The 22,257-nt window shown below is 54.8% G+C and carries 23 protein-coding genes and 2 tRNA genes; 12 read left to right on the top strand and 13 right to left on the bottom strand.

From position 1 onward, the window contains the following. The 5 genes from secF to queA all read right to left on the bottom strand — a co-directional run. The coding region (gene secF / locus AC3DKE_RS01285; RefSeq protein WP_340674876.1) for a protein translocase subunit SecF at window positions 1–914 on the bottom strand (914 nt) is incomplete at its 3' end. Window positions 915–923: 9 nt separating this feature from the next. Beyond that, window positions 924–2,780: a protein translocase subunit SecD gene (gene secD, locus AC3DKE_RS01280; protein WP_340674875.1), complete on the bottom strand. Its 1,857-nt coding sequence runs from the start codon at window positions 2,778–2,780 to the stop codon at window positions 924–926. A gap of 51 nt (window positions 2,781–2,831) precedes the next feature. Further along, entirely contained in the window at window positions 2,832–3,167 is a 336-nt protein-coding gene (gene yajC, locus AC3DKE_RS01275) for a preprotein translocase subunit YajC (RefSeq protein WP_487989803.1), read from the bottom strand. A 5-nt stretch (window positions 3,168–3,172) separates the two neighbouring features. Beyond that, on the bottom strand, window positions 3,173–4,303 hold the full coding sequence (gene tgt / locus AC3DKE_RS01270; protein WP_340674873.1) for a tRNA guanosine(34) transglycosylase Tgt: 1,131 nt from the start codon (window positions 4,301–4,303) through the stop codon (window positions 3,173–3,175). Then, complete coding sequence (gene queA / locus AC3DKE_RS01265) at window positions 4,300–5,475, bottom strand: tRNA preQ1(34) S-adenosylmethionine ribosyltransferase-isomerase QueA (protein ID WP_340674872.1); 1,176 nt, start codon at window positions 5,473–5,475, stop codon at window positions 4,300–4,302. The genes tgt and queA overlap by 4 nt, the downstream gene beginning before the upstream one ends. A 100-nt stretch (window positions 5,476–5,575) precedes the next feature. On the opposite strand from queA, the gene AC3DKE_RS01260 reads away from it, so the two are divergent. Then, window positions 5,576–5,662 (top strand) — tRNA-Leu (locus AC3DKE_RS01260). Window positions 5,663–5,733: 71 nt separating this feature from the next. Then, window positions 5,734–6,396, top strand: coding sequence for an RDD family protein (locus tag AC3DKE_RS01255; RefSeq protein WP_340674871.1), 663 nt, complete (start codon window positions 5,734–5,736; stop codon window positions 6,394–6,396). Between the two features lie 14 nt (window positions 6,397–6,410). On the opposite strand, the gene AC3DKE_RS01250 is transcribed toward AC3DKE_RS01255, so the two are convergent. From AC3DKE_RS01250 to lptF, 4 genes are read right to left on the bottom strand one after another with little or no spacing between them, the layout of a single operon-like run. Next, window positions 6,411–6,755 carry a hypothetical protein gene (locus tag AC3DKE_RS01250; protein ID WP_487989801.1) on the bottom strand — a complete coding sequence of 115 codons (345 nt, stop codon included), beginning with the start codon at window positions 6,753–6,755 and terminating at the stop codon, window positions 6,411–6,413. Continuing rightward, complete coding sequence (locus AC3DKE_RS01245) at window positions 6,742–7,410, bottom strand: PP2C family protein-serine/threonine phosphatase (protein WP_487989799.1); 669 nt, start codon at window positions 7,408–7,410, stop codon at window positions 6,742–6,744. Before AC3DKE_RS01245 ends, AC3DKE_RS01250 begins: the two co-directional genes overlap by 14 nt. After that, window positions 7,410–8,474, bottom strand: coding sequence for an LPS export ABC transporter permease LptG (gene lptG / locus AC3DKE_RS01240; RefSeq protein WP_340674868.1), 1,065 nt, complete (start codon window positions 8,472–8,474; stop codon window positions 7,410–7,412). The genes AC3DKE_RS01245 and lptG overlap by 1 nt, the downstream gene beginning before the upstream one ends. Then, window positions 8,471–9,568 carry an LPS export ABC transporter permease LptF gene (gene lptF / locus AC3DKE_RS01235; RefSeq protein ID WP_411730145.1) on the bottom strand — a complete coding sequence of 366 codons (1,098 nt, stop codon included), beginning with the start codon at window positions 9,566–9,568 and terminating at the stop codon, window positions 8,471–8,473. Before lptF ends, lptG begins: the two co-directional genes overlap by 4 nt. 177 nt (window positions 9,569–9,745) lie before the next feature. Between lptF and AC3DKE_RS01230 the strand changes: the two genes are divergently transcribed. From AC3DKE_RS01230 to AC3DKE_RS01220, 3 genes are all read left to right on the top strand, one after another. Then, window positions 9,746–11,239: a leucyl aminopeptidase gene (locus tag AC3DKE_RS01230; protein WP_487989797.1), complete on the top strand. Its 1,494-nt coding sequence runs from the start codon at window positions 9,746–9,748 to the stop codon at window positions 11,237–11,239. A 3-nt stretch (window positions 11,240–11,242) separates the two neighbouring features. Beyond that, the gene (locus AC3DKE_RS01225) at window positions 11,243–11,674 is read left to right on the top strand and encodes a DNA polymerase III subunit chi (RefSeq protein ID WP_487989795.1); all 432 of its coding nucleotides are present in this window, start codon (window positions 11,243–11,245) and stop codon (window positions 11,672–11,674) included. Between the two features lie 86 nt (window positions 11,675–11,760). Next, a complete protein-coding gene (locus AC3DKE_RS01220; protein WP_487989794.1) occupies window positions 11,761–14,628 on the top strand; it encodes a valine--tRNA ligase in 2,868 nt (955 codons plus the stop codon). 171 nt (window positions 14,629–14,799) lie between these two features. On the opposite strand, the gene AC3DKE_RS01215 is transcribed toward AC3DKE_RS01220, so the two are convergent. Both AC3DKE_RS01215 and AC3DKE_RS01210 read right to left on the bottom strand, forming a co-directional pair. Further along, window positions 14,800–15,102: a P-II family nitrogen regulator gene (locus AC3DKE_RS01215; protein WP_340674863.1), complete on the bottom strand. Its 303-nt coding sequence runs from the start codon at window positions 15,100–15,102 to the stop codon at window positions 14,800–14,802. A 5-nt stretch (window positions 15,103–15,107) separates the two neighbouring features. Next, window positions 15,108–16,058, bottom strand: a complete 951-nt coding sequence (locus AC3DKE_RS01210; protein ID WP_340674862.1) for a sodium-dependent bicarbonate transport family permease — start codon at window positions 16,056–16,058, stop codon at window positions 15,108–15,110. A 212-nt stretch (window positions 16,059–16,270) separates the two neighbouring features. Between AC3DKE_RS01210 and nhaR the strand changes: the two genes are divergently transcribed. After that, window positions 16,271–17,182, top strand: coding sequence for a transcriptional activator NhaR (gene nhaR / locus AC3DKE_RS01205; RefSeq protein ID WP_379070475.1), 912 nt, complete (start codon window positions 16,271–16,273; stop codon window positions 17,180–17,182). Window positions 17,183–17,325: 143 nt separating this feature from the next. Here the strand turns inward: nhaR and AC3DKE_RS01200 are convergent. Further along, a tRNA-Thr gene (locus AC3DKE_RS01200) sits at window positions 17,326–17,401 on the bottom strand. A gap of 201 nt (window positions 17,402–17,602) precedes the next feature. Here AC3DKE_RS01200 and AC3DKE_RS01195 point away from each other — a divergent pair. The 6 genes from AC3DKE_RS01195 to AC3DKE_RS01170 are packed head-to-tail and all read left to right on the top strand — an operon-like array spanning window position 17,603 to window position 21,925. Continuing rightward, window positions 17,603–18,046, top strand: coding sequence for a pilin (locus AC3DKE_RS01195; protein ID WP_340674860.1), 444 nt, complete (start codon window positions 17,603–17,605; stop codon window positions 18,044–18,046). 7 nt (window positions 18,047–18,053) lie between these two features. Continuing rightward, a complete protein-coding gene (locus AC3DKE_RS01190) occupies window positions 18,054–19,178 on the top strand; it encodes a GspE/PulE family protein (RefSeq protein WP_340674859.1) in 1,125 nt (374 codons plus the stop codon). Beyond that, a complete protein-coding gene (locus AC3DKE_RS01185; RefSeq protein WP_487989791.1) occupies window positions 19,166–20,242 on the top strand; it encodes a type II secretion system F family protein in 1,077 nt (358 codons plus the stop codon). The genes AC3DKE_RS01190 and AC3DKE_RS01185 overlap by 13 nt, the downstream gene beginning before the upstream one ends. Beyond that, window positions 20,242–21,135 carry a prepilin peptidase gene (locus tag AC3DKE_RS01180; protein ID WP_411729377.1) on the top strand — a complete coding sequence of 298 codons (894 nt, stop codon included), beginning with the start codon at window positions 20,242–20,244 and terminating at the stop codon, window positions 21,133–21,135. The genes AC3DKE_RS01185 and AC3DKE_RS01180 overlap by 1 nt, the downstream gene beginning before the upstream one ends. After that, the gene (gene coaE / locus AC3DKE_RS01175) at window positions 21,117–21,716 is read left to right on the top strand and encodes a dephospho-CoA kinase (protein ID WP_379070518.1); all 600 of its coding nucleotides are present in this window, start codon (window positions 21,117–21,119) and stop codon (window positions 21,714–21,716) included. The genes AC3DKE_RS01180 and coaE overlap by 19 nt, the downstream gene beginning before the upstream one ends. Further along, window positions 21,713–21,925: a DNA gyrase inhibitor YacG gene (locus AC3DKE_RS01170; RefSeq protein WP_340674855.1), complete on the top strand. Its 213-nt coding sequence runs from the start codon at window positions 21,713–21,715 to the stop codon at window positions 21,923–21,925. Before coaE ends, AC3DKE_RS01170 begins: the two co-directional genes overlap by 4 nt. A 24-nt stretch (window positions 21,926–21,949) precedes the next feature. On the opposite strand, the gene AC3DKE_RS01165 is transcribed toward AC3DKE_RS01170, so the two are convergent. Then, window positions 21,950–22,257, bottom strand: a 308-nt coding sequence (locus AC3DKE_RS01165) for a thiamine phosphate synthase (protein WP_487989788.1), incomplete at its 5' end; no start/stop codon positions are given.

Genomic DNA, 22,257 nt, shown 5'->3' with positions numbered 1-22,257 from the left:
GGGCGCTCATCTTCGGCCTTTTTCACTTCGACGATAAAATCTTCTTTCGATAAGCCCATCGATAAGGCATAGGCCGAGGCAATGTAGATCGACGAATACGTACCGGCAAATAGGCCAACCAGCATTGCCACCGAGAACCAATGTAGTGCTGGGCCGCCGGCAATCAACATGGCTAAGACTACAACAACCACTGTTGCTACCGTCATGATGGTACGACGCAGAGTCTCGGTCAGTGAAATATCAACAATTTCGATAGGGTCGGATTTGCGTAATTTGCGAAAGTTTTCACGAACGCGGTCAAACACCACGATCGTATCGTTTAGCGAATAACCAATTAGCGCTAACACGGCGGCCAAGACGGTTAAGTCGAATGGCAGCTGAAATAGCGAAAACACACCGAGCGTGAAGATCACATCGTGGATTAGCGAGATAACAGCACCAACGGCGAACTTGAAGCGATACCGAATCGCGACGTAAACCATCATCATGCCTAAGGCGAGCAAAATCGCGATCAATGACTGCGTGTATTGCTCATCACCTACTTGCGAACCGACACTATCGATTTGCTGCACGGTCGCTTGGTTTCCTGGCGTAGACACCGCTTCAGCAATACGCTGACCAAATGCAGTAGCCTCACCCGGCTGCGGCGGTAGTCGTACCTGAATGGTGTTCGCACCACCCAAATACTGCACCACCGCATCTTTAACGCCAGCCTTCTCTAGTGCATCGGCTACCTCTGCCTGATGCGCAGACTGCTCAAAGCGCAATTCAATCGACGTGCCACCAGTGAAATCCAGCCCTAGGTTTAAGCCTTGTGTCAGCAGCGACACGAGACCAATTATCACTACCGCGCCTGACACAATGGCCATTAGGCGGCGAAAACGCATGAAACGGATGATACGAACTTCGTTCATGACGGCCTCTTAAATACTGATTTTGTTGATACGGCGACCACCATAGACCACTTGCACGATGGCACGAGTCACGGTGATGGCAGTAAACATGGAGGTGAGAATGCCGATGGCCAGGGTAATAGCGAAGCCTTTGATCGGGCCCGTGCCGATGGCAAACAAAATTATCGCGACGATGAGCGTGGTCAAGTTGGCATCGAGAATGGTGCCCCAAGCGCGGTCATAGCCGGCGACAATCGAGGCCATCGGACTCATGCCATTGCGCAACTCCTCTCGGATACGCTCACAAATCAGCACGTTAGCGTCTACCGCCATACCGATAGTGAGCACGATGCCGGCAATACCGGGTAGCGATAGCGCAGCGCCCAAAGCACCCATCACTGCCATCAATACGGCCAAGTTCAGCATCACCGCAATATTGGCGATAAGACCAAAACCTTTGTAGACCGCAAGCATGACTAAGGCGACCAAAAGCAAACCGATTTGTGTCGATAGCAAGCCTTTGTCGATGTTTTCCTGGCCTAAGCTTGGGCCAACGGTACGCTCTTCAACGAAATACATTGGCGCCGCTAACGCACCCGCGCGCAGCAGCAAGGCGAGCTCTTGCGACTCTGCAGGTGAGTCTAGGCCAGTAATACGGAACTGCGAGCCGAGCATGGACTGCACGGTAGCAACGTTGATCACGCGGCGCTCAATATAGGGGTCGCGAATCTCTACCGCTTTGCCATTGGCATCGGTTTCAAAACGAATGCGCTGTTTGTTTTCGACAAATAGCACAGCCATTTGACGACCAACACTGTTGCGCGTGGCATCAGCCATTAGGCGACCACCACGGCTGTCGAGGTTGATGTTGACCTGTGGGCGAGAGTACTCATCAAAGCTTGATTGCGCGTTGGTGACGCGCTCACCGGTCACGATTTTGCGTTTTTCTAGCAATACCGTACCGCCTTGCGAACGCTCAAGACGCTCGGTGCCTGGCGGCGCACTAAAGCCAGAGTCGGCTTCTTGACTAGTGAAACGGAACTCAAGGCTCGCGGTGCGGCCCAAAATACGCTTCGCTTCTGCGGTGTCCTGTAGACCGGGCAACTCAACGACAATGCGGTTTGCGCCTTGACGCTGAATAATTGGCTCAGATACACCGATTTCATTAATACGATTGCGCAAAGTGGTTAAGTTTTGACCCACGGCGTAGTCGACAATTTCACGGCGTTTGGCTGGCGTGTAATCCAAGCGAATGCTTGGGCCTTCGGAGTGACTAATCAGCTCTGGTGCAAAGTCACTAAACTGCGCGCGTAAAATATCGAGGCCGGCTTGGCGTGACGCATCATCGGCAAAGCGAACTTCTAAGGAGCCGCCAGTTAACTCACTAACGCCACGATAGGCCACTTTGGCATCACGAAATTGCTTTCGAATATCGCTGGCATAGCCTTCTTGGCGCTGCTCTAGAGCTTTGTCGACATCGACTTCTAGCTTGAAATGAACACCGCCGCGTAAATCTAAGCCTAGCTTGACTGGCTTGGCACCAATGGCCGACAGCCAATCTGGTGTCGTTGGCGCTAGGTTTAAGGCAACGACATAGTTGTCACCTAAGGCTCGGCGTAAAACAGCTTGAGCTTGCACCTGCTCTTCTGGCGTATTGAGACGCAGAAGGACGCCCTTGGCCTGCACTTCATCGCCGTGATGGGCCATTTTGGCCTCATCGAGCGCAAACGCGGCTCGCTTGAGCAGCTCAGCATCGATAGGCGTAGCAGCCTGAGCACCGGAAACCTGCAGGGCTGGTTCATCGGGGTAAAGATTGGGTAATGAATAGAGCACCGAAATGACTAAAACAAAAGCAATCAGGACATATTTCCAAGCGGGGAAACGCATGCGGACACCTGTACAAATAAATACCCCCGAGCGAGTCGGGGGTGGTGAAGATTAAAGGCTTTTCAGAGTGCCTTTGGGCAGATTAGCAATGACTGCTGCTTTTTGAATTTTTACAGTCATGTTGTCGTTGATTTCTACGACAGCAAAATCACCTTCCAGTTTGTTAATGCGGCCAAGCAAACCACCGGCAAAAACCACTTCATCACCTTTGCTTAGGCTTTCGATCAAATTTTTCGCTTCTTTTTGGCGTTTTGCTTGCGGGCGCCATAAGAGGAAATAAAAGATCACCAAAAAGCCTAACAGCATGACGATTTGACCAGTTGCTGATGGTGCTCCAGCTGCGGCAGAACCGCCTTCAGCAAGCGCGTCAGAAATAAAGAAACTCATTGATATTACTCCGAAATATCCACATTAAGCGGGGGTGTTGGTAGGTCTCGACGGGCGTAGAAGTCATCGACAAAGTGCTGCAATCTACCTTGTTCAATGGCCTCACGCAAACCCGCCATGAGGCGTTGGTAGTAGCGTAAATTATGGATGGTACCGAGTTGTGCGCCAAGCATTTCGCCGCACTTATCGAGGTGATGTAAATAGGCGCGCGAAAATCCTGTGCAAGCTTCGCAATCGCAATGCGGGTCGAGCGGGCCGGTATCGGTTTTGTATTGGCTATTGCGAATGCGCACGAGGCCATCGGTGACGAAAAAGTGGCCATTGCGTGCATTACGAGTGGGCATCACGCAGTCGAACATATCGATGCCGCGACGCACGCCTTCGACTAAATCCTCGGGCTTGCCAACGCCCATGACGTAGCGCGGCTTATTAGCCGGCAAATGCTCGGGCAAAAAGTCCAAGATGCGAATCATGTCTTCTTTAGGCTCGCCTACCGACAAGCCGCCAATGGCATAACCGTCGAAATCGATCTGCTCAAGACCGGCTAGCGACTTTAGGCGCAAGTCTTCATACATGCCGCCTTGGACAATGCCAAAGAGCGCATTGGGGTTGTCGCCATGTGCGTCTTTCGAGCGTTTGGCCCAGCGTAATGACAACTCTAGCGACTTATCGGCTTCTTCATGCGTGGCGGGATACGGCGTGCACTCATCGAAAATCATGACTACATCGGAGCCGAGGTCGCGCTGAATCCGCATGCTTTCTTCGGGGCTCAAGAACACCTTGCTGCCATCGACCGGCGATTGAAAACGTACGCCCTCTTCGGTGATTTTTCTGAGCTTGCCCAAGCTAAAGACTTGGAAGCCGCCAGAATCGGTGAGGATGGGACCTTGCCATTGCGTGAAATTGTGTAGATCACCGTGCTGCTTGATGACCTCAGTGCCAGGGCGCAGCCAGAGGTGAAAGGTATTACCGAGGATAATCTCTGCGCCGATGGCATGGATATCGCGCGGCAGCATGCCTTTGACCGTGCCATAGGTGCCGACTGGCATAAATGCTGGAGTTTCGACTGTGCCGCGATCGAAAGTGAGCGTGCCGCGACGGGCTTTGCCATCGGTGGCGTGTAGGGTGAACTTCATGAGTTTTCTCGTGTGATAGGCAGCTCGGCTTTTTGCTCATGCCAATCAGGGCCGGTGACCCACATGGCATCGCCATAGCTGAAAAATCGATAATTCTGCGCGATGGCCTCTGCGTAGGCCGAAAGCACGGCTTCACGGCCTGCCATCGCCGAGACCAACATTAATAGTGTGGATTCGGGCAGATGGAAGTTAGTCACCATGGCATCGATTACTTGCCAATCGTAACCCGGCGTAATGAATAGTCGTGTGTCGCCAGCGAAAGACTTGAGCTGCTGGGCGATTGTGGTTTTGTCAGTCGTGAGCTGTGCGCTTGCCGACTGCGACTGGGTGGCGCTTTGCTGGCTCTGCCCTACTCGCCATTGCTCAGGATCAATGCCGCGACTGGCCCAAGCCATCGACTCCAAAGCACGCACGCTAGTAGTGCCAACCGCGATGACGCGACCGCCACGAGCACGCGCGGCTTGCACGGCAGCGATCACTTCATTCGATACCGTTAACCACTCAGCATGCATGATGTGATCTTCGAGCTGATCGCTGCGTACTGGCTGAAACGTGCCAGCGCCAACATGCAGGGTGACAAATGCAGTCTCAATGCCGCGCGCCTTTAAGCCTGCCAGCACGCCAGCATCGAAATGCAGGCCAGCAGTAGGCGCAGCCACCGAGCCCTCGTCGCGAGCGTAAACCGTCTGATAACGCTCGTTATCGCTGGCCTCAGCTTCACGTTGAAAGTACGGCGGCAATGGCATCTCGCCAGCACGCGCCATAATGCCTGCCCATGGTTCATCGGCCTCAAGCACAAAGAGTGCGTCGGCTCGCGCTGTCATGCGCACAAGCGTGCCATCGCTCAAAATGAGCTCACTACCAGGCTTCGGCGACTTACTGGCGCGCAAATGTGCTAACGCTGTGGTCGCGCTAGGCAGGCGCTCGATAAGAATTTCGACTTGGCCACCGCTGATTTTTTGCGCAAACAAACGCGCCGGCATCACACGTGACTGGTTAAACACCAACAGGTCGCCGGGCGCGATAAGTTCGGGCAATTCGCGAAACTGCCGATGCACCACATTGCCATCGCTGCCGCTTAAACATAGGAGGCGCGAGGCACTGCGCTCGGCCAATGGATAGCGGGCAATGAGTGCGTCGGGCAGGTCAAAATAGAAGTCGCGGCGATTCATGCCCACTGCATCGTGAAAAAAGGTGGCGAAGTATAACAGTCTTGTCTTGACGCTGCGTGATGCATCGCTATAATCGCGCCTCGCAACGCAGCAAGTTCAAGCCGAGGTGGCGGAACTGGTAGACGCAGCGGACTCAAAATCCGCCGGTGGAGACATCGTAAGGGTTCGATTCCCTTCCTCGGCACCACTTGACCTTGCTCCGCGATGCTTTGATCCTTGTCTGCTTATGCTTTAAGCGCCCCACGACAGGATCTAAAAATGAGTCGCTCATCTGCACCCTTTCAGCGCAAACGCCGCCAGAAAACCCCAAGCAATACTCAGACACAATCGCCTAGCGCTTTGGAATATCCGCGTGCCGGCGTCAGTGTGCGTTTAATCTGCCTGCTTTATGATGCCCTGCTGCTTATCGCCCTACTCGCCGTGCTTAATGTCATCTTGGTCGGCATTTTTACTAGCGGCACATCGGCCCATGCGCAAGAAATTGAACTGCTCTCGGCAGAAGTCCGCTATGGCCTGCAATTCCCCGCCAGCGTACTCATCATCTTTGGTTTTTATGGTTACTGCTGGACACGCAGCGGGCAAACCTTAGGCATGCAAACTTGGCGCCTAGAGCTTATTCGCCGCGATGGTCAGCGTCCGCGCTGGCGCGACGCACTACGCCGCTTTTTATCTGCCTGCGTTTTACCAGTGACCTGCGGCGCAATCGCCTGGGTATTGCAAGATGGCAACGGCAAAGCCTTTGGCTTTAGCGTACTGCTCGGCTTCATGGTGAATTATGTTTGGGGTTGGCTACCACTGACTGGTTTAAGCCACGGCCGCTGCCTGCACGATGTCATGAGTGATACCGAAGTCGTGCGCGTGCCAGTGCGCCCAAAAACCCGCAAGCCCTACCGCTTTCTCGGGCTTTTTGGCGACAAATAACCCCTAGCTATGGTTTAGAGCGACGCCACATAAAAGCAGGTGGCTAGCGTTAAGCCGAGCAAGACCCAAACCAAGCCTAGCTCGCGAAGACGCGACCACAGTTTCGTCGACACAAAACTGAGCAAGCGCTGCCCACTTGATGGCCTGCGCTCATCATCAGAATCGCTTGTCGTGGGAGCATCTGCGGCACTGTTAGTTTGCGCAAGCTGCTCGGGCACATCATCCCAATTGGCTTCCACCGCATCGAGTAATTGCTGGCGCTCGCGCCAAGCCTCCTCAGCGGCAAGCTCGCCAGATAGCTGCAAGCGCACCAGCTCTTGCAGTGCAAAATTCACGTCGTCTAGGTCAATCGTCGCCATTGCTGACCTCTAGTAATACCATGCTGGCATTATCATGACCGCCAGCAACCAATGCCTCAGCGACTAACTCGCGCACGGCTGTAACGGGGTCTCGGGCTAGCCAATGCCGTAAGCGATTTTCCGGCACTTGCGCATGCAAGCCATCGCTGCAGAGCAAGTAACGATCTCCGGCTTGCGCGCGTAACACTAGGGCATCTGGCAAGGGTTCATCGGTACCAATGAGGCGTGTGAGATTGCCGCTCTCGTCTATATGGTCTTGGCTGAGCAAGGAAAACTGGCCATCGCGCAGACGATATAAGCGCACATCGCCAACCCAAATAAATAGGCTCCACGTTGCTGTTGCGCGCAACACGCCAACTGTGGCGCCTACCAATCGCGTCGGTTCCTGCGCTTGCGAAAAAGCGTGAATTTGCTCATGCACAGCAAGCAATACATCGTCGAGCTGATCGCAGGCATCTGCAAGCTGAGGCGACAAACTCAAGTGCGCAAGCGCATGAGCTAGCGCTGCACTGGCCACAGTGCCGGTATCTTGACCGCCAAGACCATCAATCACTGCCCATAACTGAACATCATCGCGCAGCACAATGGCATCTTCGTTTTGCGCGCGGCGGGTACCGATATCAGTCACCGCCCATTGCTGCCAACGTAAACTCATCAGCGCGCTCGATACAGCGCAAAGCCGCCAAGGGCCATGGTCAATACAATGGGAATAATCACCGACAATAATGGTGGTGTGTGATAGATCAGGCTGGCAAAGCCGGCGGCCTCTTGCACATAGCGAAAGCTTAAGCCGATCAAGACACCAGTGATAATTCGAAAGCCCAAGGTCACCGAGCGTAGCGGGCCAAAAATAAATGAGCAGGCTATTAGCATCATGGAAAGTACCGCCAATGGGCTGAGTATTTTTTTCCAAAACTGCAGATCATAAGTGCCTGAATCTAGCGCTTGGCGTTTGAGGTATTGCGAGAATGAGTGCAAGTCGACCAAGCCTAATTGCTGCGGTGGCGCGGCGGCGACACGTAAAAACTCTGGGGTTAAATCAATCTGCCAATTTAAATTAGCTAGCGTACTTACCTGCGCACTAGCATCGGGCAAATACTCGGTGGTTTTCACATCGTGCAGCTGCCAATGGCTGCCATGATAATCGCCACGTGCGGCGAAAACAGCTTGCTGCAACTGACCATCGGCGTTGTAAGCGTAACGGCTAACACCAAGCAGCTCGCCTTCGGGGGTGACGACACGAATATTGATCAGCTCATTGCCTTCACGCTGCCAATAACCGGTGATGCGACCGGGCTGATAATCCTGGCCTAAAGCTCTTGCTTTCAAGGCGTCGCCGCGCTGCTCGGTAATCGGCACCACGTATTCGCCCAAGGCCATGCCTAGCAAAATGACGACCAATGCGCCGCGAACAACCCACCATACGATGCGCGCCAAGCTCACACCGGCAGCGCGCATAATGGTCAGCTCGGAGTTCGAGGCCAATGTGCCGAGGCCGACCAAAGCGCCAATCAGTGCCGACATCGGCAAAATTTCATAGCTGTGGCTGGGCAAAATATACAGCGTGTATTGGAAGGCCTGCCAAGCGCCAAATCCGCCGCGAACATTGTCGAGCTCGCCGATAAACGAGAACACGAGATCTAACCCGAGCAACATCGCCTGCACCATGAGCATGGCCAGCAACACGGTAACGCTTACATGACGTGATAAACGCTTCATGTGGCGACTGCCGTATGTGGCACACGGCGCGGACGACCTAAGCGAAACAGCACCAGCGCCAAGACTAGATACACGCCATGCACCGCAAGATAAGCAGCTTCGCCCAGTTGCGACTTCTCAATGGCATTGCGCGTGGCGACTAGTAGTACGACATAGCTCAAATACAGCACCACTGCCGGTAACAACTTCAGGTAACGGCCCTGGCGTGGATTAACTTTTGCCAGCGGCAAAGCCAGCAGAGAAATAATAGGCACCAACACGATGAGTGACCAACGCCAGCCTATTTCAGCGGCGGCTTTCGGGTCATCGAAGCGCTGCTGCCAAAGCTCAGCCGTTGAAATAGCGCGTGGGCTATCGGCTTTTTCCAATGGCGCATCGGCTTGCTTATAGCGCAGGCGATAGCTATCAAATTGCATACGCTGATAAGCGCCATCACCTGGCCGCACATCCCAACGTGAGCCTTCGCTGAGCTCGATGGCCTGGCCCTTTAAGTCTTCATCGTAAACACGCTGGCCCGATTTGGCTTGAATAATGACTTGGCGCTCAACGCCATTCGCGTCCTTTTTCGCCTCCAACATGATGACATCTTGCAGGCGCTCGCGATCAGGACTGAGATCGGCATAGAGCATACGGTCGCCGAGTTGCTGAAAGCGGCCGGGCTGAATTAGGTCAAAGGTACTGCGCTCGGCTTGCTCTGCGTAAAGCTTGGCAGATGCCGCGTAACCCAGTGATGTTAGCCATAACGACATCACGGCCGTGGCAATAATGATCAGCATGACTACTGGCGATAGCCAACGAATCAAATGCCGTTGACCAATGCCTGATGCCGACAAGACGGACATTTCATTGTCTAAATACATGCGCCCAAGCGCGAGTAGCAGCCCCATAAAAAGGCCTAATGGCAAAATCAGCTCAAGAAAACTCGGCAGGCGATACCACACCACCGCTGCTAATAAATTGACTGATAATTTGCCTGAGGCGGCGCGCTCAAAAAATTGAATGATGCGCCCGCTCATCAAGATAACGGTGAGCAAACCCGCCACCGCCATCGTTGTGCCTAGCACTTGCTTATTGATGTATCGCCGGATGATCACAGCAGCATCCTATAAATAATGAGGGTCATTGCCGGCCAGCGCGCGAGATGGCACTGGCAAAAGGGCCGATGAGCAGTAAACTAGCCGCAGATTATCAGACATCCACTCGGCTGTGTCTGCCCTCAATGCATCATCTAAAGGGTAGATATTCGCTGAATTCGCCACAATGAGGTTCTTATGGATTTGGCTGTTGCCGTTATTGCTCACGATCATCTTGCCGAGGCTGCCCACACAGCACTCGTTATTGCCGCCCAAGGCACGCGCTTAAGCCCTGCTGCCACCGCACTAAACGAGGCAAGTGCAGGCGCTCTGCAAGCCGCGCTCGATGCTGCTGGCTTTGAAGGCAAGCCCGGCCAAACGCAAACGCTCTATGGCCTAAATGGCGTGAAGGCGAGCTTAGTATTGGTCGTTGGTGCTGGCGATACTGAAGCTATTAATTTGCAGCAATGGCAAAAAATCATCACCAGCGCGATGAAAGCTCTGCCGAATAAAATGAGCAAAGTGGCATCAACTTTGTGCGAACTACCCGTTGCTGGCCGCGATCTGAATGAGCGCATTAGCGACCACGCTCGCTTTGCGCTGGCCGCCAGCTACCGTTTCGATGCCTACAAAACCAAGAAGCCAACGACAGAAGCAGCCAAAGTAAAACTCACTTTGGCCATTGCCGATAAAGCTGAGCTGAAGGCTGCGAAAGAGGCGCTAGTTTGGGGCCAATGCATCGGTACCGGTCAGAACTTTGCTCGCGACTTGGGCAACCAGCCAGCTAATGTTGCCTACCCCGGCTATCTTGCCGAAATGGCTTTGGCACTCGGTGACGATGGCAACATGAAAGTCGACGTCAAAGGTGATGCCGAACTACGTAAAATGGGCATGCATTGCTTGCTGTCAGTGTCGGCAGGCTCGGCGCACGAAGCACAGCTGGTTACCATGACCTACTCCGGCGGCAAGGCTAAAGATGCACCTGTGGTATTAGTCGGCAAAGGCATCACCTTCGATACCGGCGGCATCAGCCTGAAACCCGGCGGCGGCATGGATGAGATGAAATACGATATGTGCGGCGCGGCTTCGGTCTTAGGCGTGATGGCCGCGATCAAGCTCGCCAAGCTCAAGCTTAATGTCATCGGCGTTATTGCCTGCGCGGAAAACATGCCCTCTAGCACCGCCACACGCCCCGGCGACATTGTCACCACGCTATCGGGTCAAACCGTGGAAATTCTCAACACCGACGCCGAAGGCCGCTTGGTGCTCTGCGACGCACTGACCTATGTTGAGCGCTTCAAACCTGCCGCCGTAGTCGACATCGCCACCCTCACCGGCGCTTGCGTGGTGGCCTTGGGCAAAGTCGCGACCGGCCTGTTCTCACCCAAAGATGAACTCGCCGATGAGCTGCTCGCTGCTGGCCAACGCGTTGATGATCGCGCATGGCGCATGCCAGTCTGGGATGACTACCAAGAATTGCTCGACTCACCATTTGCCGACATCGCAAACATTGGTGGACCTACCGCTGGCTCGATCACAGCCGCCTGCTATTTGGCTCGCTTCACCAAGGCCTATGACTGGGCGCACTTAGACATCGCAGGCACCGCATGGCTTAGCGGCGCTGCAAAGGGCTCAACTGGCCGCCCGGTGCCGCTATTGCTCGAGTTTTTACGCGCGCGTGCAGCAGCCTAAGCAGTGGAAATCACTTTCTATGTGTTACCGCCCGAAGCGCCTCTAAGCGCTTGGGCGACCACCGTCTGTCGTTTGACGGAAAAGGCCTTGAAACAAAAGCGCCAAGTGTTGATTGTTGCCGACTCCAAAGCCGAGGCGGAAGCGCTCGATGAGGCCTTGTGGACATTCAAGGCCGAGTCATTTATTCCGCATCATTTAGTCGGTGATGGCCCAACGCCACCGCCACCGGTACGGGTGACATGGCAAGAGCCGCCAGCTGAATGCCGCGATATTTTGGTCAATCTTGGTGCTGATTTAGCGCCAGGCTTTGAGCGCTTTAATCGCGTCATCGAGATAGTGGCTGGCACCGACACCGAGCGCGAACAGGCTCGCGAGCATTGGAAAGCCTATAAGCGCCAAGGCTATAAAGTCGATGCGCACGAGTTGCCGCTCTAGCACTCACGCACTGAGCCGCTGCTGCAGGTATAATCACGCCTTTCGGTCACACCGCTGACCATTCGTTTTGCCGTTGCGAGAAATCTATGGAACCCACGTTTAACCCCGCTGATATTGAAGCCACTTGGAGCGAACGCTGGGAGGCCGCTGGCTGCTTTAAGCCATCTGGCACAGGCACGCCTTATAGCATCATGATCCCGCCGCCGAACGTGACGGGCTCGCTGCATATGGGCCACGGTTTCAACAACGCCATCATGGATGCACTAGTGCGTTTTCACCGCATGCGCGGCCACAACACGCTATGGCAGCCAGGCACCGATCACGCCGGCATCGCCACGCAAATGGTGGTGGAGCGCCAACTCGCGGCGCAGGGCATTAATCGTCATGACCTTGGCCGTGACAAATTCCTCGAAAAAGTCTGGGAATGGAAAGAACAATCCGGCGGCACTATTACCCGTCAAATTCGCCGCCTTGGCTCATCGGTAGATTGGTCGCGCGAGCGCTTCACCATGGATGCCGGCTTGTCGAAAGCCGTGCAAGAAGCCTTTGTGCGTCTACATGAAGATGGCCTGATTTATCGCGGCAAACGCCTGGTGAACTGGGATCCGAAACTGCACACGGCTATCTCCGACTTGGAAGTGTTGTCGGAAGAAAAGAAAGGCTCGATGTGGCACTTTCGCTATCCCATCGCGGGCTCGACGCTCGGTTTGCAAGGCGTTGAGGGTACGGATTATTTGATCGTTGCCACCACGCGCCCCGAGACCATGCTCGGCGACACAGCCGTGGCTGTGCATCCTGAAGATGAACGCTATACGCATTTGATTGGCCAGCAGGTTTGTTTGCCAATTACTGGTCGCTTAATTCCTATCGTGGCCGATACCTATGTCGATAAAGACTTCGGCACTGGCTGCGTCAAAATCACACCAGCGCACGACTTCAACGACTATGAAGTGGGCAAACGCCACGACCTGCCATTGATCAATGTGCTCGATCGTGACGCCGCGATTTTAGCAACTTTCGAAATCATGGCCGGCAGCACCTTTGCGCCATTAGCGCCTGAAGTCTGCCCCGCCGCTTACGCTGGCCTCGACCGCTTTGCCGCACGCAAGGCTGTGGTTATTCAAGCCGAAGCCGAGGGCTGGCTTGGCGAAATCAAGCCACACGATTTGAAAGTGCCCACCGGCGACCGCTCCAATGTTGTCGTTGAGCCATGGCTGACTGACCAGTGGTATGTGAAGGCCTCTGTGCTCGCCAAACCGGCATTAGAAGCGGTTGAAGATGGCCGCATCAAGTTCGTGCCTGAGCAATACCAAAACATGTATTACTCCTGGATGCGCGACATCCAAGACTGGTGCATTTCGCGTCAGCTCTGGTGGGGTCATCGCATCCCTGCTTGGTATGACGACACTGGCCGCGTCTATGTTGGCCGTGATGAAGCAGAAGTACGCGCCAAGCATAAGCTCGGCGCCGATGTTTCTTTGCGCCAAGATGACGATGTGCTCGATACCTGGTTCAGCTCGGCGCTGTGGACTTTCTCCACACTAGGCTGGCCAGATAAAACGCCAGACTTGACCACTTTCCATCCGACCAATGTTTTGGTCACCGGCTTCGACATCATTTTCTTCTGGGTCGCGCGCATGATCATGATGACCATGCACTTCATGAAAAATGACGACGGCACGCCACAAGTTCCATTCAAGACCGTGTATGTGCACGGCTTGGTGCGTGATGGCGAAGGCCAGAAAATGTCGAAATCCAAGGGCAATGTGCTCGACCCGCTCGACATCATCGACGGCATCACCCTCGATGAGCTAGTGGAGAAACGCACTACCGGCCTAATGCAGCCGAAAATGGCCGAGAAAATCGAGAAATCCACGCGCAAAGAATTCCCCGAAGGCATTCGCGCCTTTGGTACAGACGCTCTGCGCTTTACCAACTGTGCGCTAGCCTCGACCGGCCGCGACATCAAGTTCGACATGAACCGTGTCGAAGGCTATCGCAACTTCTGCAACAAGCTCTGGAATGCCACGCGCTATGTGCTCTCGCACACCGAAGGCAAGGACTGCGGCCAAGATGAATCGCTGCCGCTGACCTACTCGCTGGCCGACCGCTGGATTATCTCGCGCCTGCAAGAAACCGAAGCTGCCGTCATCGCCTCGATGCAGGAATATCGTTTCGACCACGTTGCGCAGACCATCTATGACTTTGTCTGGAACGAATACTGCGATTGGTATTTAGAGCTGACCAAGCCGGTACTGGCAGAGGGCACTACAGCCAGCGCCGAAGAGCAACGAGCCACCCGCCGCACCTTGGTGCGCGTGCTCGAAACCATCTTGCGCATTACGCATCCGTTAATGCCCTTCATTACCGAAGAGATTTGGCAACGCGTGAAACCGCTGGCCAATGTCAGTGGCGAGTTCCTTATGCTGGCCCGCTTCCCGGAGCCTGATCTGTCGCGTGTGGATGCCGAAGCTGCCGCCGAAGTGGCGTGGATTCAGCAGGTCATTGCCGGCCTACGCAACATTCGCGGCGAGCTCGGCATTTCACCAGGTAAGCCGCTACCGCTGCTAATCAGTAATGCCGCTGCCGACGACATCGCCCGCCTCGACCGCCAGGGTGCACTACTGCGCTTTATCGGTCGCCTTGAAAGCATTGCCGTAATCGCCAACGAAGCCGAGCTACCGCCGGTATCGACGGCGTTGGTTGGTACGATGACGCTAGGCGTACCGCTTGCTGGCCTGATTGATGTTAGTGCCGAATTGGCTCGCCTCGACAAGGAGATTGCGCGTCTCAGTCAAGAGGTGGCGCGCGTCGAGGCCAAGCTCTCCAACGAGTCATTCGTGGCGCGCGCGCCAGCCGACGTGGTTGCCAAGGAGCGCGAAAAAATTACCGACAACCAGCGCGCACAAGCCTCACTGGCGGCTCAACGCGAGAAAATCGCAACGCTGGGCTGATCAACTCGGCACCAGACCATTCGCTCACAAAAAAATAGACGGAAAACCGGCGTGGACTACACGCTGGTTTTCCGTCATTTCGGGTGCAGCTAAGGGCGATGTTCACTTCTACGAGCAGTTTAGCTTTCGCTCCCTTCCTACCACTGCCACGACAACCCTTATCCTTCTCGCTCAGAATTTTTCTGGCCGGAGCACGTCAATATCGCTCACGAACAAGATCATCGCGTAATTGTCGTAGTAATGCGTCTGCAGGTAAGTGGCGATTACTGCGGCTGTATCGGTGTCGCACACCACCTCAATGCGGATATTACTGCTTGCTTCCCAACCGGCATTGCGAACACCACGACCGCCTTTACCACGAGCGTCGGTGATGGTGTATCCGTTGGCACCTAAGCGCTCGATATCCCGGAGCAGAGTAGCCTCGACCGCTGCTTCGGTGACGATGGTCAACAGCTTGCGCGTATGTCCTTCCATTAGCTTCATCCTCCTACGAAAGTGTGCGCCCACACGGCGAGCGCATAATAGATTGGGATGCCCACCAAGACATTGAACGGGAATGTGACGCCCAGCGAAGCGCCCAGCGACAAAGTGGGGTTGGCCTCGGGCACCGATATGCGCATGGCGGCGGGCACTGCGATGTATGAAGCACTGGCAGCCAGCGTGGCAAGCATGGCCGTGCCACCGACAGACAAGCCCAGTGCCAACCCTAGGCCGATGCCCACAAGCGAAGAACACAGGGGCATGCCAACGCCAAAGACAACCAAGAATAGCCCGTACCTGCGTAGACCGCCCATCTGTGTCGCAGTCAGCAACCCCATCTCCAGCAGGAACAGGGCCAGAATGCCCTTGAAGAGATCAAAGAACAAAGGCTTGATCGAAGCCAATCCGTCAGATCCAGCGGCCCAGCCGATGAGCAGGCCGCCGACCAACAACACGATGCCTTTGCCCAGAAACACTTCATGGGCGACCTCACTCCAGCGTGTCTGCCGTGACACACCGCGGGCCAGAACGATGCCGACCAAAATGGCGGGGATCTCCAACATCACCAGAAGCAGAGGCATGTGCTCTTCGAAGGTAATCTGACGAGAGCCAAAGTAAGCGACTGCGACGGCGTAGGTGCCAACGCTCACCGAGCCGTAATGCGCGGCGATTGAAGCCGCATCTGCGCGCTTAAAGCGGCCCACGAAGCGCAGCACGGGAAAGGCGAGTAGTGTCAGGAAAAACCCCATTGCCACCACAGCCAGCATATCTGGCAGCAAGTCAGCAAACGGCTGTTTGGCAAGCTCGACGCCGCCCTTGAGACCGATGGCGAGCAGCAGCAGAATGCTCACAAACTCGTAAATAGCGGCCGGAAGACGCAGTTCTGAGCGCAGCAGGCCAGCGACGAGACCCAGCAGGAAAAACAGGATAATAGGATCGATTACATTCATTGCTGTTCTCTATTTGGTGTTTTCGATGGGGATACCGGGATAGCCATCGGTCAACGTGATATCGCGGGTCTGAATCTCCATCTGCATTCCATTCTCCTTTAACTCCAATGCAGGAGTATATGGGAGCAATCCTAGGTTTGCTTTTGCATCAAGAAAATCAGATTATTCTTTGCGATTAGTTCGTCACAAACTGATAGCGAGTTGCACTGCCCATGCTCAACTACAAACAGCTTTACTACTTTTGGAACATCACCAAGGCCGGAAGCATCACGCGTGCCGCAGAGCGACTGCATCTCACTCCCCAGACGATTAGTGGCCAGCTCGCCGAGCTTGAGCGTTCATTAGGCACGGATCTGTTCCGCCGTATTGGTAGGCGTCTTGAGCTAACATCTGCGGGAAAGCTGGCACTGTCCCATGCCGATGAGATTTTCCAGATAGGCAACGAGCTCGAGCAATCGTTACGCCATGGTGCCGGCAGCGGAGAGCAGTCATTTCGGGTGGGGGTTGCCGACGCGGTGCCCAAATCGCTCGCTTATCAGTTGTTAGCGCCAGCACTGGCACTGGCTGAACCTGTGCGCCTCATATGCTACGAGGATAAATTAGAGCGCCTGTTCGCAGAGCTAGCCATCCACCAACTCGACTTGGTGATCGCTGATCGGCCACTGCCTTCTGAGTTGGGAGTAAAGGGCTACAACCACACCCTGGGGCGATGCACCATCGCTTTTTATGGCGTGCCGGAACTGGCCGAGCGCTACCGGCCGACGTTTCCACGCTCCCTAGATGGTGCTCCTTTTTTACTGCCGGGAGATAAAGCGGCAGTGCAGGCACCGCTGACGCGCTGGTTCAACGAGCATCAGATCCGGCCACATATCATCGGTAAGTTCGATGACGGTGCACTGATGAAAGCCTTCGGCAAGGCCGGTGCCGGCATTTTTCCTGCACCGGCAATACTGAGCGATGAAATTAGGGGACAGTATGGGGTCGAGGTCATCGGCTACGCTCATGAGGTCATGGTGCGTTACTACGCAATTTCTATTGAGCGCAGACTGACCCATCCGGCTGTCGTCGCGGTTACTGAGGCGGCGAAGCAATCTTTATTTATTGAAGGCGACTCTATCCGCTAGCCCAGCGCAGTAGCTTAATGAGCCTAGACTCACATTGGTTTGAAGCGTATTTCTTGTCACCGCTGCATCGCAAAAATGTGTCTTTTACTGCACTTCACTGCTTCACACTGATTTAGCTAAGATACTTTTTTGCACTATCAAGATGGTGCCGGAGATAGGAGTCGAACCTACGACCTTCGCATTACGAATGCGCTGCTCTACCAACTGAGCTACACCGGCTTAAGGCGGGATGGAGATTTTAACGGTGCCCACTGGCGCTGACAAGCCGCGAAATCATATCGCCGCGAATGCTCAATTCAATGCCTCTGCCAAGCGCTGAAAAAATATATTGGCCTCGCCCTAGCGAGCTAGCTTTGTCGTGTCTATGCTTTTTAAGCACAGGACACGCCCACCCCGGGCGCATGGCAAGGAGGCCACCTTATGCGTATCTCATCGCGCGGTTTTAGCTTAATTGAGCTGATGATTGTTGTCGCCATTGTCGCGGTGTTGTCGGCGGTAGCAGTGCCGCAATACCAAGACTACTTAACTCGGGCGCGCTGGTCAGTGAATCTCACCCAGGTTGAGCCTTTTAAGCTCGCAGTTGCTGAATGTTTACAGCAAGAAGGCGGACAGGCCACCGCTTGCGACACCGCAGCAAAAATTGGTCTAACTGCACTACCAGCTCCGCAGCACAGCACCGGAGCGCTAACTTTAGCTAGCAGTGGCACCGACACGATAGTCGCCACCGTAACAGGCAATGCTAAAGCTGGTGATTGCATGGTGACACTCACCGGCACACTGGCCAACGACATGCTGAACTGGACATTAGCCAATGTGGCCAATGGCGCGATAGATGCTTGCACTCGCCAGCGCACCGGTGTGTAGGCAGTATATGAATCAGCGCCCAGACATCGCTCTACCACGCCAGGATGAAGATATCGTGCCGTGGCTTAGTACTCTGCTGCGCCAAGCAGTTAGCCTAGGCGCGTCAGATTTGCATATCGATGCGATGGCTGATGGCGCGCAGCTGCGCCTACGCATTCATGGTCTGCTTCACGACTGGCAACATATTCCCGCGCAATGGCAAGGTCGGCTAGTTTCACGCATCAAAGTCTTGGCCAGTCTTGATTTGGCCGAGCGGCGACTACCGCAAGATGGACGTCTCAACCTGCCCGATGTCGGCAGCCTGCGTGTCGCCAGCTTGCCCACATTGCATGGTGAAAAGCTCTGTTTGAGGCTTTGCGAAACAGGCGCTTTACGCAACCTTGCTGAGCTTAATTTACCCAATCATATCGGCGCCAATCTTGACCATGCTCTACAGTGCCCAGATGGTTTAATTCTGATCACAGGCCCCACTGGCTCAGGCAAAACCACCACGCTATATGCCTGCCTGCAAGCTCTGAACTCTCGCGAGCGGCATATCGCCACTGTCGAAGATCCCATCGAGCATATTTTGGCGGGCGTTAACCAAACCGCGATTACGCCGCGCATCGGCTTGGGCTTTGCGGAAATCTTACGTGCGCTTCTGCGCCACGATCCCGATGTCATTATGGTTGGCGAGATACGTGATAAAGCCACCGCCGATATGGCCGTGCAAGCAGCCGAAACTGGACACTTGGTGTTATCGACACTGCACACCGGCAGCGCTCTAGAAAGCCTAACGCGGCTGCGGCACTTGGGCGTGCCGGATTATTTAGTTAGTAGCTGCTTACGCTTAGTACTGTCGCAACGCCTAGTTCGCAAGCGCTGTGGCCATTGCGCGCCACTCAGCCGTTTTGGCTGCATCGAATGCATAGATGGTTATCAAGGCCGACTCGGGCTATATGAAGCGCTCGCACTCACCCCAGAAATCGTTAATGCCTGGGCCAATGGTGCCGATCAGCGCGAATTGAGCGCATTGTTAATAAAGCAGCGCTGGCACTCAATGCGCGAACACGCCGCCGAATGTGTGAGCTCTGGCTTAACGGAAGTGCGCGAAATCGAGCGCGTATTAGGCCGTGAACTATGCACACATTAGGGCAACGTTTACAGAATTGGCGCGAGCGACCACAAGCGCCTGTAGCCTCTGTTCGTCGCCAATGGTTAGCGCAATTGGCAATGCTACTGCGCTCTGGCATTGCCCTACACCCCGCACTAGGCCTTCTACAACTGCAGCAGCCCGTGCCTCAGCAACGCTGGTGGCAGCCGGTACTCAATGGCATTGAGCAAGGCCAGAGTCTGTCACACAGCCTTAGTCAGAAACAGGTATTTAGTGAGGCCGACACCGCGCTCTTGGGCATGGCTGAGCAAACCGGCCGGCTCAACGAACAACTCAGTCGCCTAGTCCATGCCCAGCAACGTCGGCAAAGCTTGAAGCAAGAGGTTCAACGCGCCATTCGCTACCCTTTAGTGGTACTCGCTGGCGCACTATTGGTGAGCGCATATTTGCTCACACAAGTAGTGCCAAGCTTTGCCGAGCTCTATGCCAGTTTCGATGCCGAGCTACCTTGGCTTACTCAGCGCGTGATGAACTTGAGCACTTGGGTAGCAAATTACGGGCTGCATTTGCTTGCGGCGGTGGCGCTTATCAGCAGCGCATTGGCATGGTTTTGGCGGCGATCAGCAGCGGTACGATCGGGGCTTTACCGCTTGCTCTGGCATTTGCCAGTAGCCGGCCCGCTCACGCGAGCGTATGCCCTTGGTCAATGGCACCGTGGCCTCTGCGAAACCTTGAGTGCCGGCCTATCATTTGTCGATGCTCTCGACTGCACCGCCAGCCTTATTGGGCAGTCGCCATTAAGTGGCATTCAAACACCTTTGCGCGATGCAGTTTGTCATGGCCAGCGCTTATCTGAGGCGCTAAAGCAGCAGCCGCTCTACCCCGCACTGAGTTGGCAAATGATCGCCATCGGCGAAGAATCAGGTATGCTCGCGACCATGTTAGAGACATTAGCTGCGCAATTTGAAGCCGAACTTGAGCGCCGCTGCGAACAATCGGTAAAGCTCATTGAACCCTTGCTCATGGCTTTTTTAGGCGTCATTGTTGGCACCTTGGTGCTCTCGCTCTACCTTCCATTATTTCAATTAGGTCAGGTGATTTAATGCTATTGCTGGTGGTCATTTTCGGTCTCATCATCGGCAGCTTTTGCAATGTCGTGATTCATCGCACACCTAAACAAATGGACGCAGAATATCGCGCTGATGTCATTGCTTACCTTGATGCCCACGACTTACCAAACCCGCTAAGCGATACCGCTTCAGTAGACACGCAAAGCGACGCCAGATTTGACCTCAGCCATCCGCGCTCACACTGCCCGCATTGCCACACACCGTTGCGTCTTCGCGATCTCTGGCCGGTGTTTAGCTGGCTATTTTTACGCGGCCGCTGCCATCATTGCCAAGCCCGCATCAGCGTTCGCTATCCCTTAGTTGAACTCTCAGTTGCCGCCATTGCGCTGGCTTCAGTGCTGAGTTTGGGTTGGCAATTGAGCGCAGTCGCTGCAGCTGTTTTTAGCACCCTACTATTAGTCTCTGCACTCATCGATTTTGATAGCCAATGGCTGCCCGACCGCCTCACGCTATTGCTACTGTGGCTGGGTCTGCTCGCCACAGCAATCGGCATCAACCCAATGCCTATTTCACTACACGAAGCCGTTATCGCCTGCGCCCTTAGCTACGGCGTATTTTGGAGTCTCGCAGCTGGCTTCAAACTTTTTACTGGTCGCGATGGCCTTGGCGGCGGCGATACTAAATTACTCGCAGCACTGGGCGCTTGGCTCGGCCCTTGGGCACTGCCTAATTTACTATTGATGGCCTCGGTTATTGGTCTCGTTTTTGCGCTTTGGCTGCGCTGGCGCAAAGGCGAGCAAGGTGCATTTGCTTTCGGCCCTGCCTTAGCTATTGCCGGCGCTGTGTTGTTTTGGCAGCCGCTAGTCGCTACCCTTGCCGGCTCATTTGCAACTCAGTCACAAACGCTATGGCCGCTTGGATTTTAGGTGTTAGTGGCGGCATCGGATCAGGAAAAACCGCTGCCACCGATCATTTTCAAACACTAGGTATCGATGTTATCGATGCTGATATTGTGGCGCGTGAAATCGTCCAAATCGGCGAATCCGCGCTCGCCGACATTGCTGAACATTTTGGCCAGAACGTTTTACAGGCTGATGGCACGCTTAACCGCGCCGTATTACGTGAAATCGTTTTCGCCGATCCAGCCCAGCGCAAAGCATTGGAAGCAATAACTCACCCGGCTATTCGCCAGCGTTTGCATGAACAATGCATGGCAGCACAATCACCCTATGCCATTTTGGCCTCGCCCTTGCTCTGGGAGTCGGGCCAAGCAGCGCTAACTCAGCGCAGCTTATTGATTGATGCGTCAGAGGCGACTCAACTAGCGCGAGCTAGTCAGCGTGATGGTGTTAGCGAAGCGCAGATTCGCGCCATCATGGCCGCGCAATGGACGCGCGAGCAGCGCCTTGCGGCAGCCGATGATGTCATCAGCAATGAAGGCTCAGTGGCTGAGCTTCAACAACAGATTAACGATATTCACCAAACCTATCTCGCGTGGCAACCATGAACGACAGCGTAAAACTTCCCGATGATGATGACGGCGTAGCCATTCTGAATTGCCCAAACTGCAAGCGCTTGGTGCGCTGGGAACCAGCATCAGAGTTTCGGCCTTTTTGCAGCGATCGCTGCCGGCTAATTGATTTAGGCGCTTGGGCCAGTGAACGCTATGCCATTCCGGCACAAACCCCACCCGATGAATTTGACGAGCACGAGTGATTTAAAGCTCAACTCGGCGGCAAACTAAAACCCGCTAATACCCGCTACACCAACGCCGCCATGGCTGCGCGCCTGAGCCACTTGTGACTGGCGCAGGCCGCCCAGCGCATACACCGGCAGAGTCGTTGCCTGCGCCAACGCTGCCCAAGCAGGCCAGCCCAAACCAGCAGCATCAGGATGCGATGGCGTCGGCAATACCGGCGACAACCACGCCCAATCAGCCGCCACTGCCTGAGCCAGCGCCAGCTCATCAGCACCATGAGTCGCTACCGCCAAGCAATATCCAGTCGGTAAAACATCGGCCTTGCTTAAAGCTTGCTGCTGCCACTGCA

This window comes from Paraperlucidibaca sp. (assembly GCF_982810325.1).
This window is presented reverse-complemented; position numbering and strand designations above follow the sequence as displayed.

Excerpts from the sequence above, each read along its gene's own strand:
- secD (WP_340674875.1), bottom strand. The coding sequence starts at position 2,780 with ATGCGTTTCCCCGCTTGGAAATATGTCCTGATTGCTTTTGTTTTAGTC.
- yajC (WP_487989803.1), bottom strand. The coding sequence starts at position 3,167 with ATGAGTTTCTTTATTTCTGACGCGCTTGCTGAAGGCGGTTCTGCCGCA.
- tgt (WP_340674873.1), bottom strand. The coding sequence starts at position 4,303 with ATGAAGTTCACCCTACACGCCACCGATGGCAAAGCCCGTCGCGGCACG.
- queA (WP_340674872.1), bottom strand. The coding sequence starts at position 5,475 with ATGAATCGCCGCGACTTCTATTTTGACCTGCCCGACGCACTCATTGCC.
- AC3DKE_RS01255 (WP_340674871.1), top strand. The coding sequence starts at position 5,734 with ATGAGTCGCTCATCTGCACCCTTTCAGCGCAAACGCCGCCAGAAAACC.
- AC3DKE_RS01250 (WP_487989801.1), bottom strand. The coding sequence starts at position 6,755 with ATGGCGACGATTGACCTAGACGACGTGAATTTTGCACTGCAAGAGCTG.
- AC3DKE_RS01245 (WP_487989799.1), bottom strand. The coding sequence starts at position 7,410 with ATGAGTTTACGTTGGCAGCAATGGGCGGTGACTGATATCGGTACCCGC.
- lptG (WP_340674868.1), bottom strand. The coding sequence starts at position 8,474 with ATGAAGCGTTTATCACGTCATGTAAGCGTTACCGTGTTGCTGGCCATG.
- AC3DKE_RS01230 (WP_487989797.1), top strand. The coding sequence starts at position 9,746 with ATGGATTTGGCTGTTGCCGTTATTGCTCACGATCATCTTGCCGAGGCT.
- AC3DKE_RS01220 (WP_487989794.1), top strand. The coding sequence starts at position 11,761 with ATGGAACCCACGTTTAACCCCGCTGATATTGAAGCCACTTGGAGCGAA.
- AC3DKE_RS01215 (WP_340674863.1), bottom strand. The coding sequence starts at position 15,102 with ATGGAAGGACATACGCGCAAGCTGTTGACCATCGTCACCGAAGCAGCG.
- AC3DKE_RS01210 (WP_340674862.1), bottom strand. The coding sequence starts at position 16,058 with ATGAATGTAATCGATCCTATTATCCTGTTTTTCCTGCTGGGTCTCGTC.
- nhaR (WP_379070475.1), top strand. The coding sequence starts at position 16,271 with ATGCTCAACTACAAACAGCTTTACTACTTTTGGAACATCACCAAGGCC.
- AC3DKE_RS01195 (WP_340674860.1), top strand. The coding sequence starts at position 17,603 with ATGCGTATCTCATCGCGCGGTTTTAGCTTAATTGAGCTGATGATTGTT.
- AC3DKE_RS01190 (WP_340674859.1), top strand. The coding sequence starts at position 18,054 with ATGAATCAGCGCCCAGACATCGCTCTACCACGCCAGGATGAAGATATC.
- AC3DKE_RS01185 (WP_487989791.1), top strand. The coding sequence starts at position 19,166 with ATGCACACATTAGGGCAACGTTTACAGAATTGGCGCGAGCGACCACAA.
- AC3DKE_RS01180 (WP_411729377.1), top strand. The coding sequence starts at position 20,242 with ATGCTATTGCTGGTGGTCATTTTCGGTCTCATCATCGGCAGCTTTTGC.
- coaE (WP_379070518.1), top strand. The coding sequence starts at position 21,117 with ATGGCCGCTTGGATTTTAGGTGTTAGTGGCGGCATCGGATCAGGAAAA.
- AC3DKE_RS01170 (WP_340674855.1), top strand. The coding sequence starts at position 21,713 with ATGAACGACAGCGTAAAACTTCCCGATGATGATGACGGCGTAGCCATT.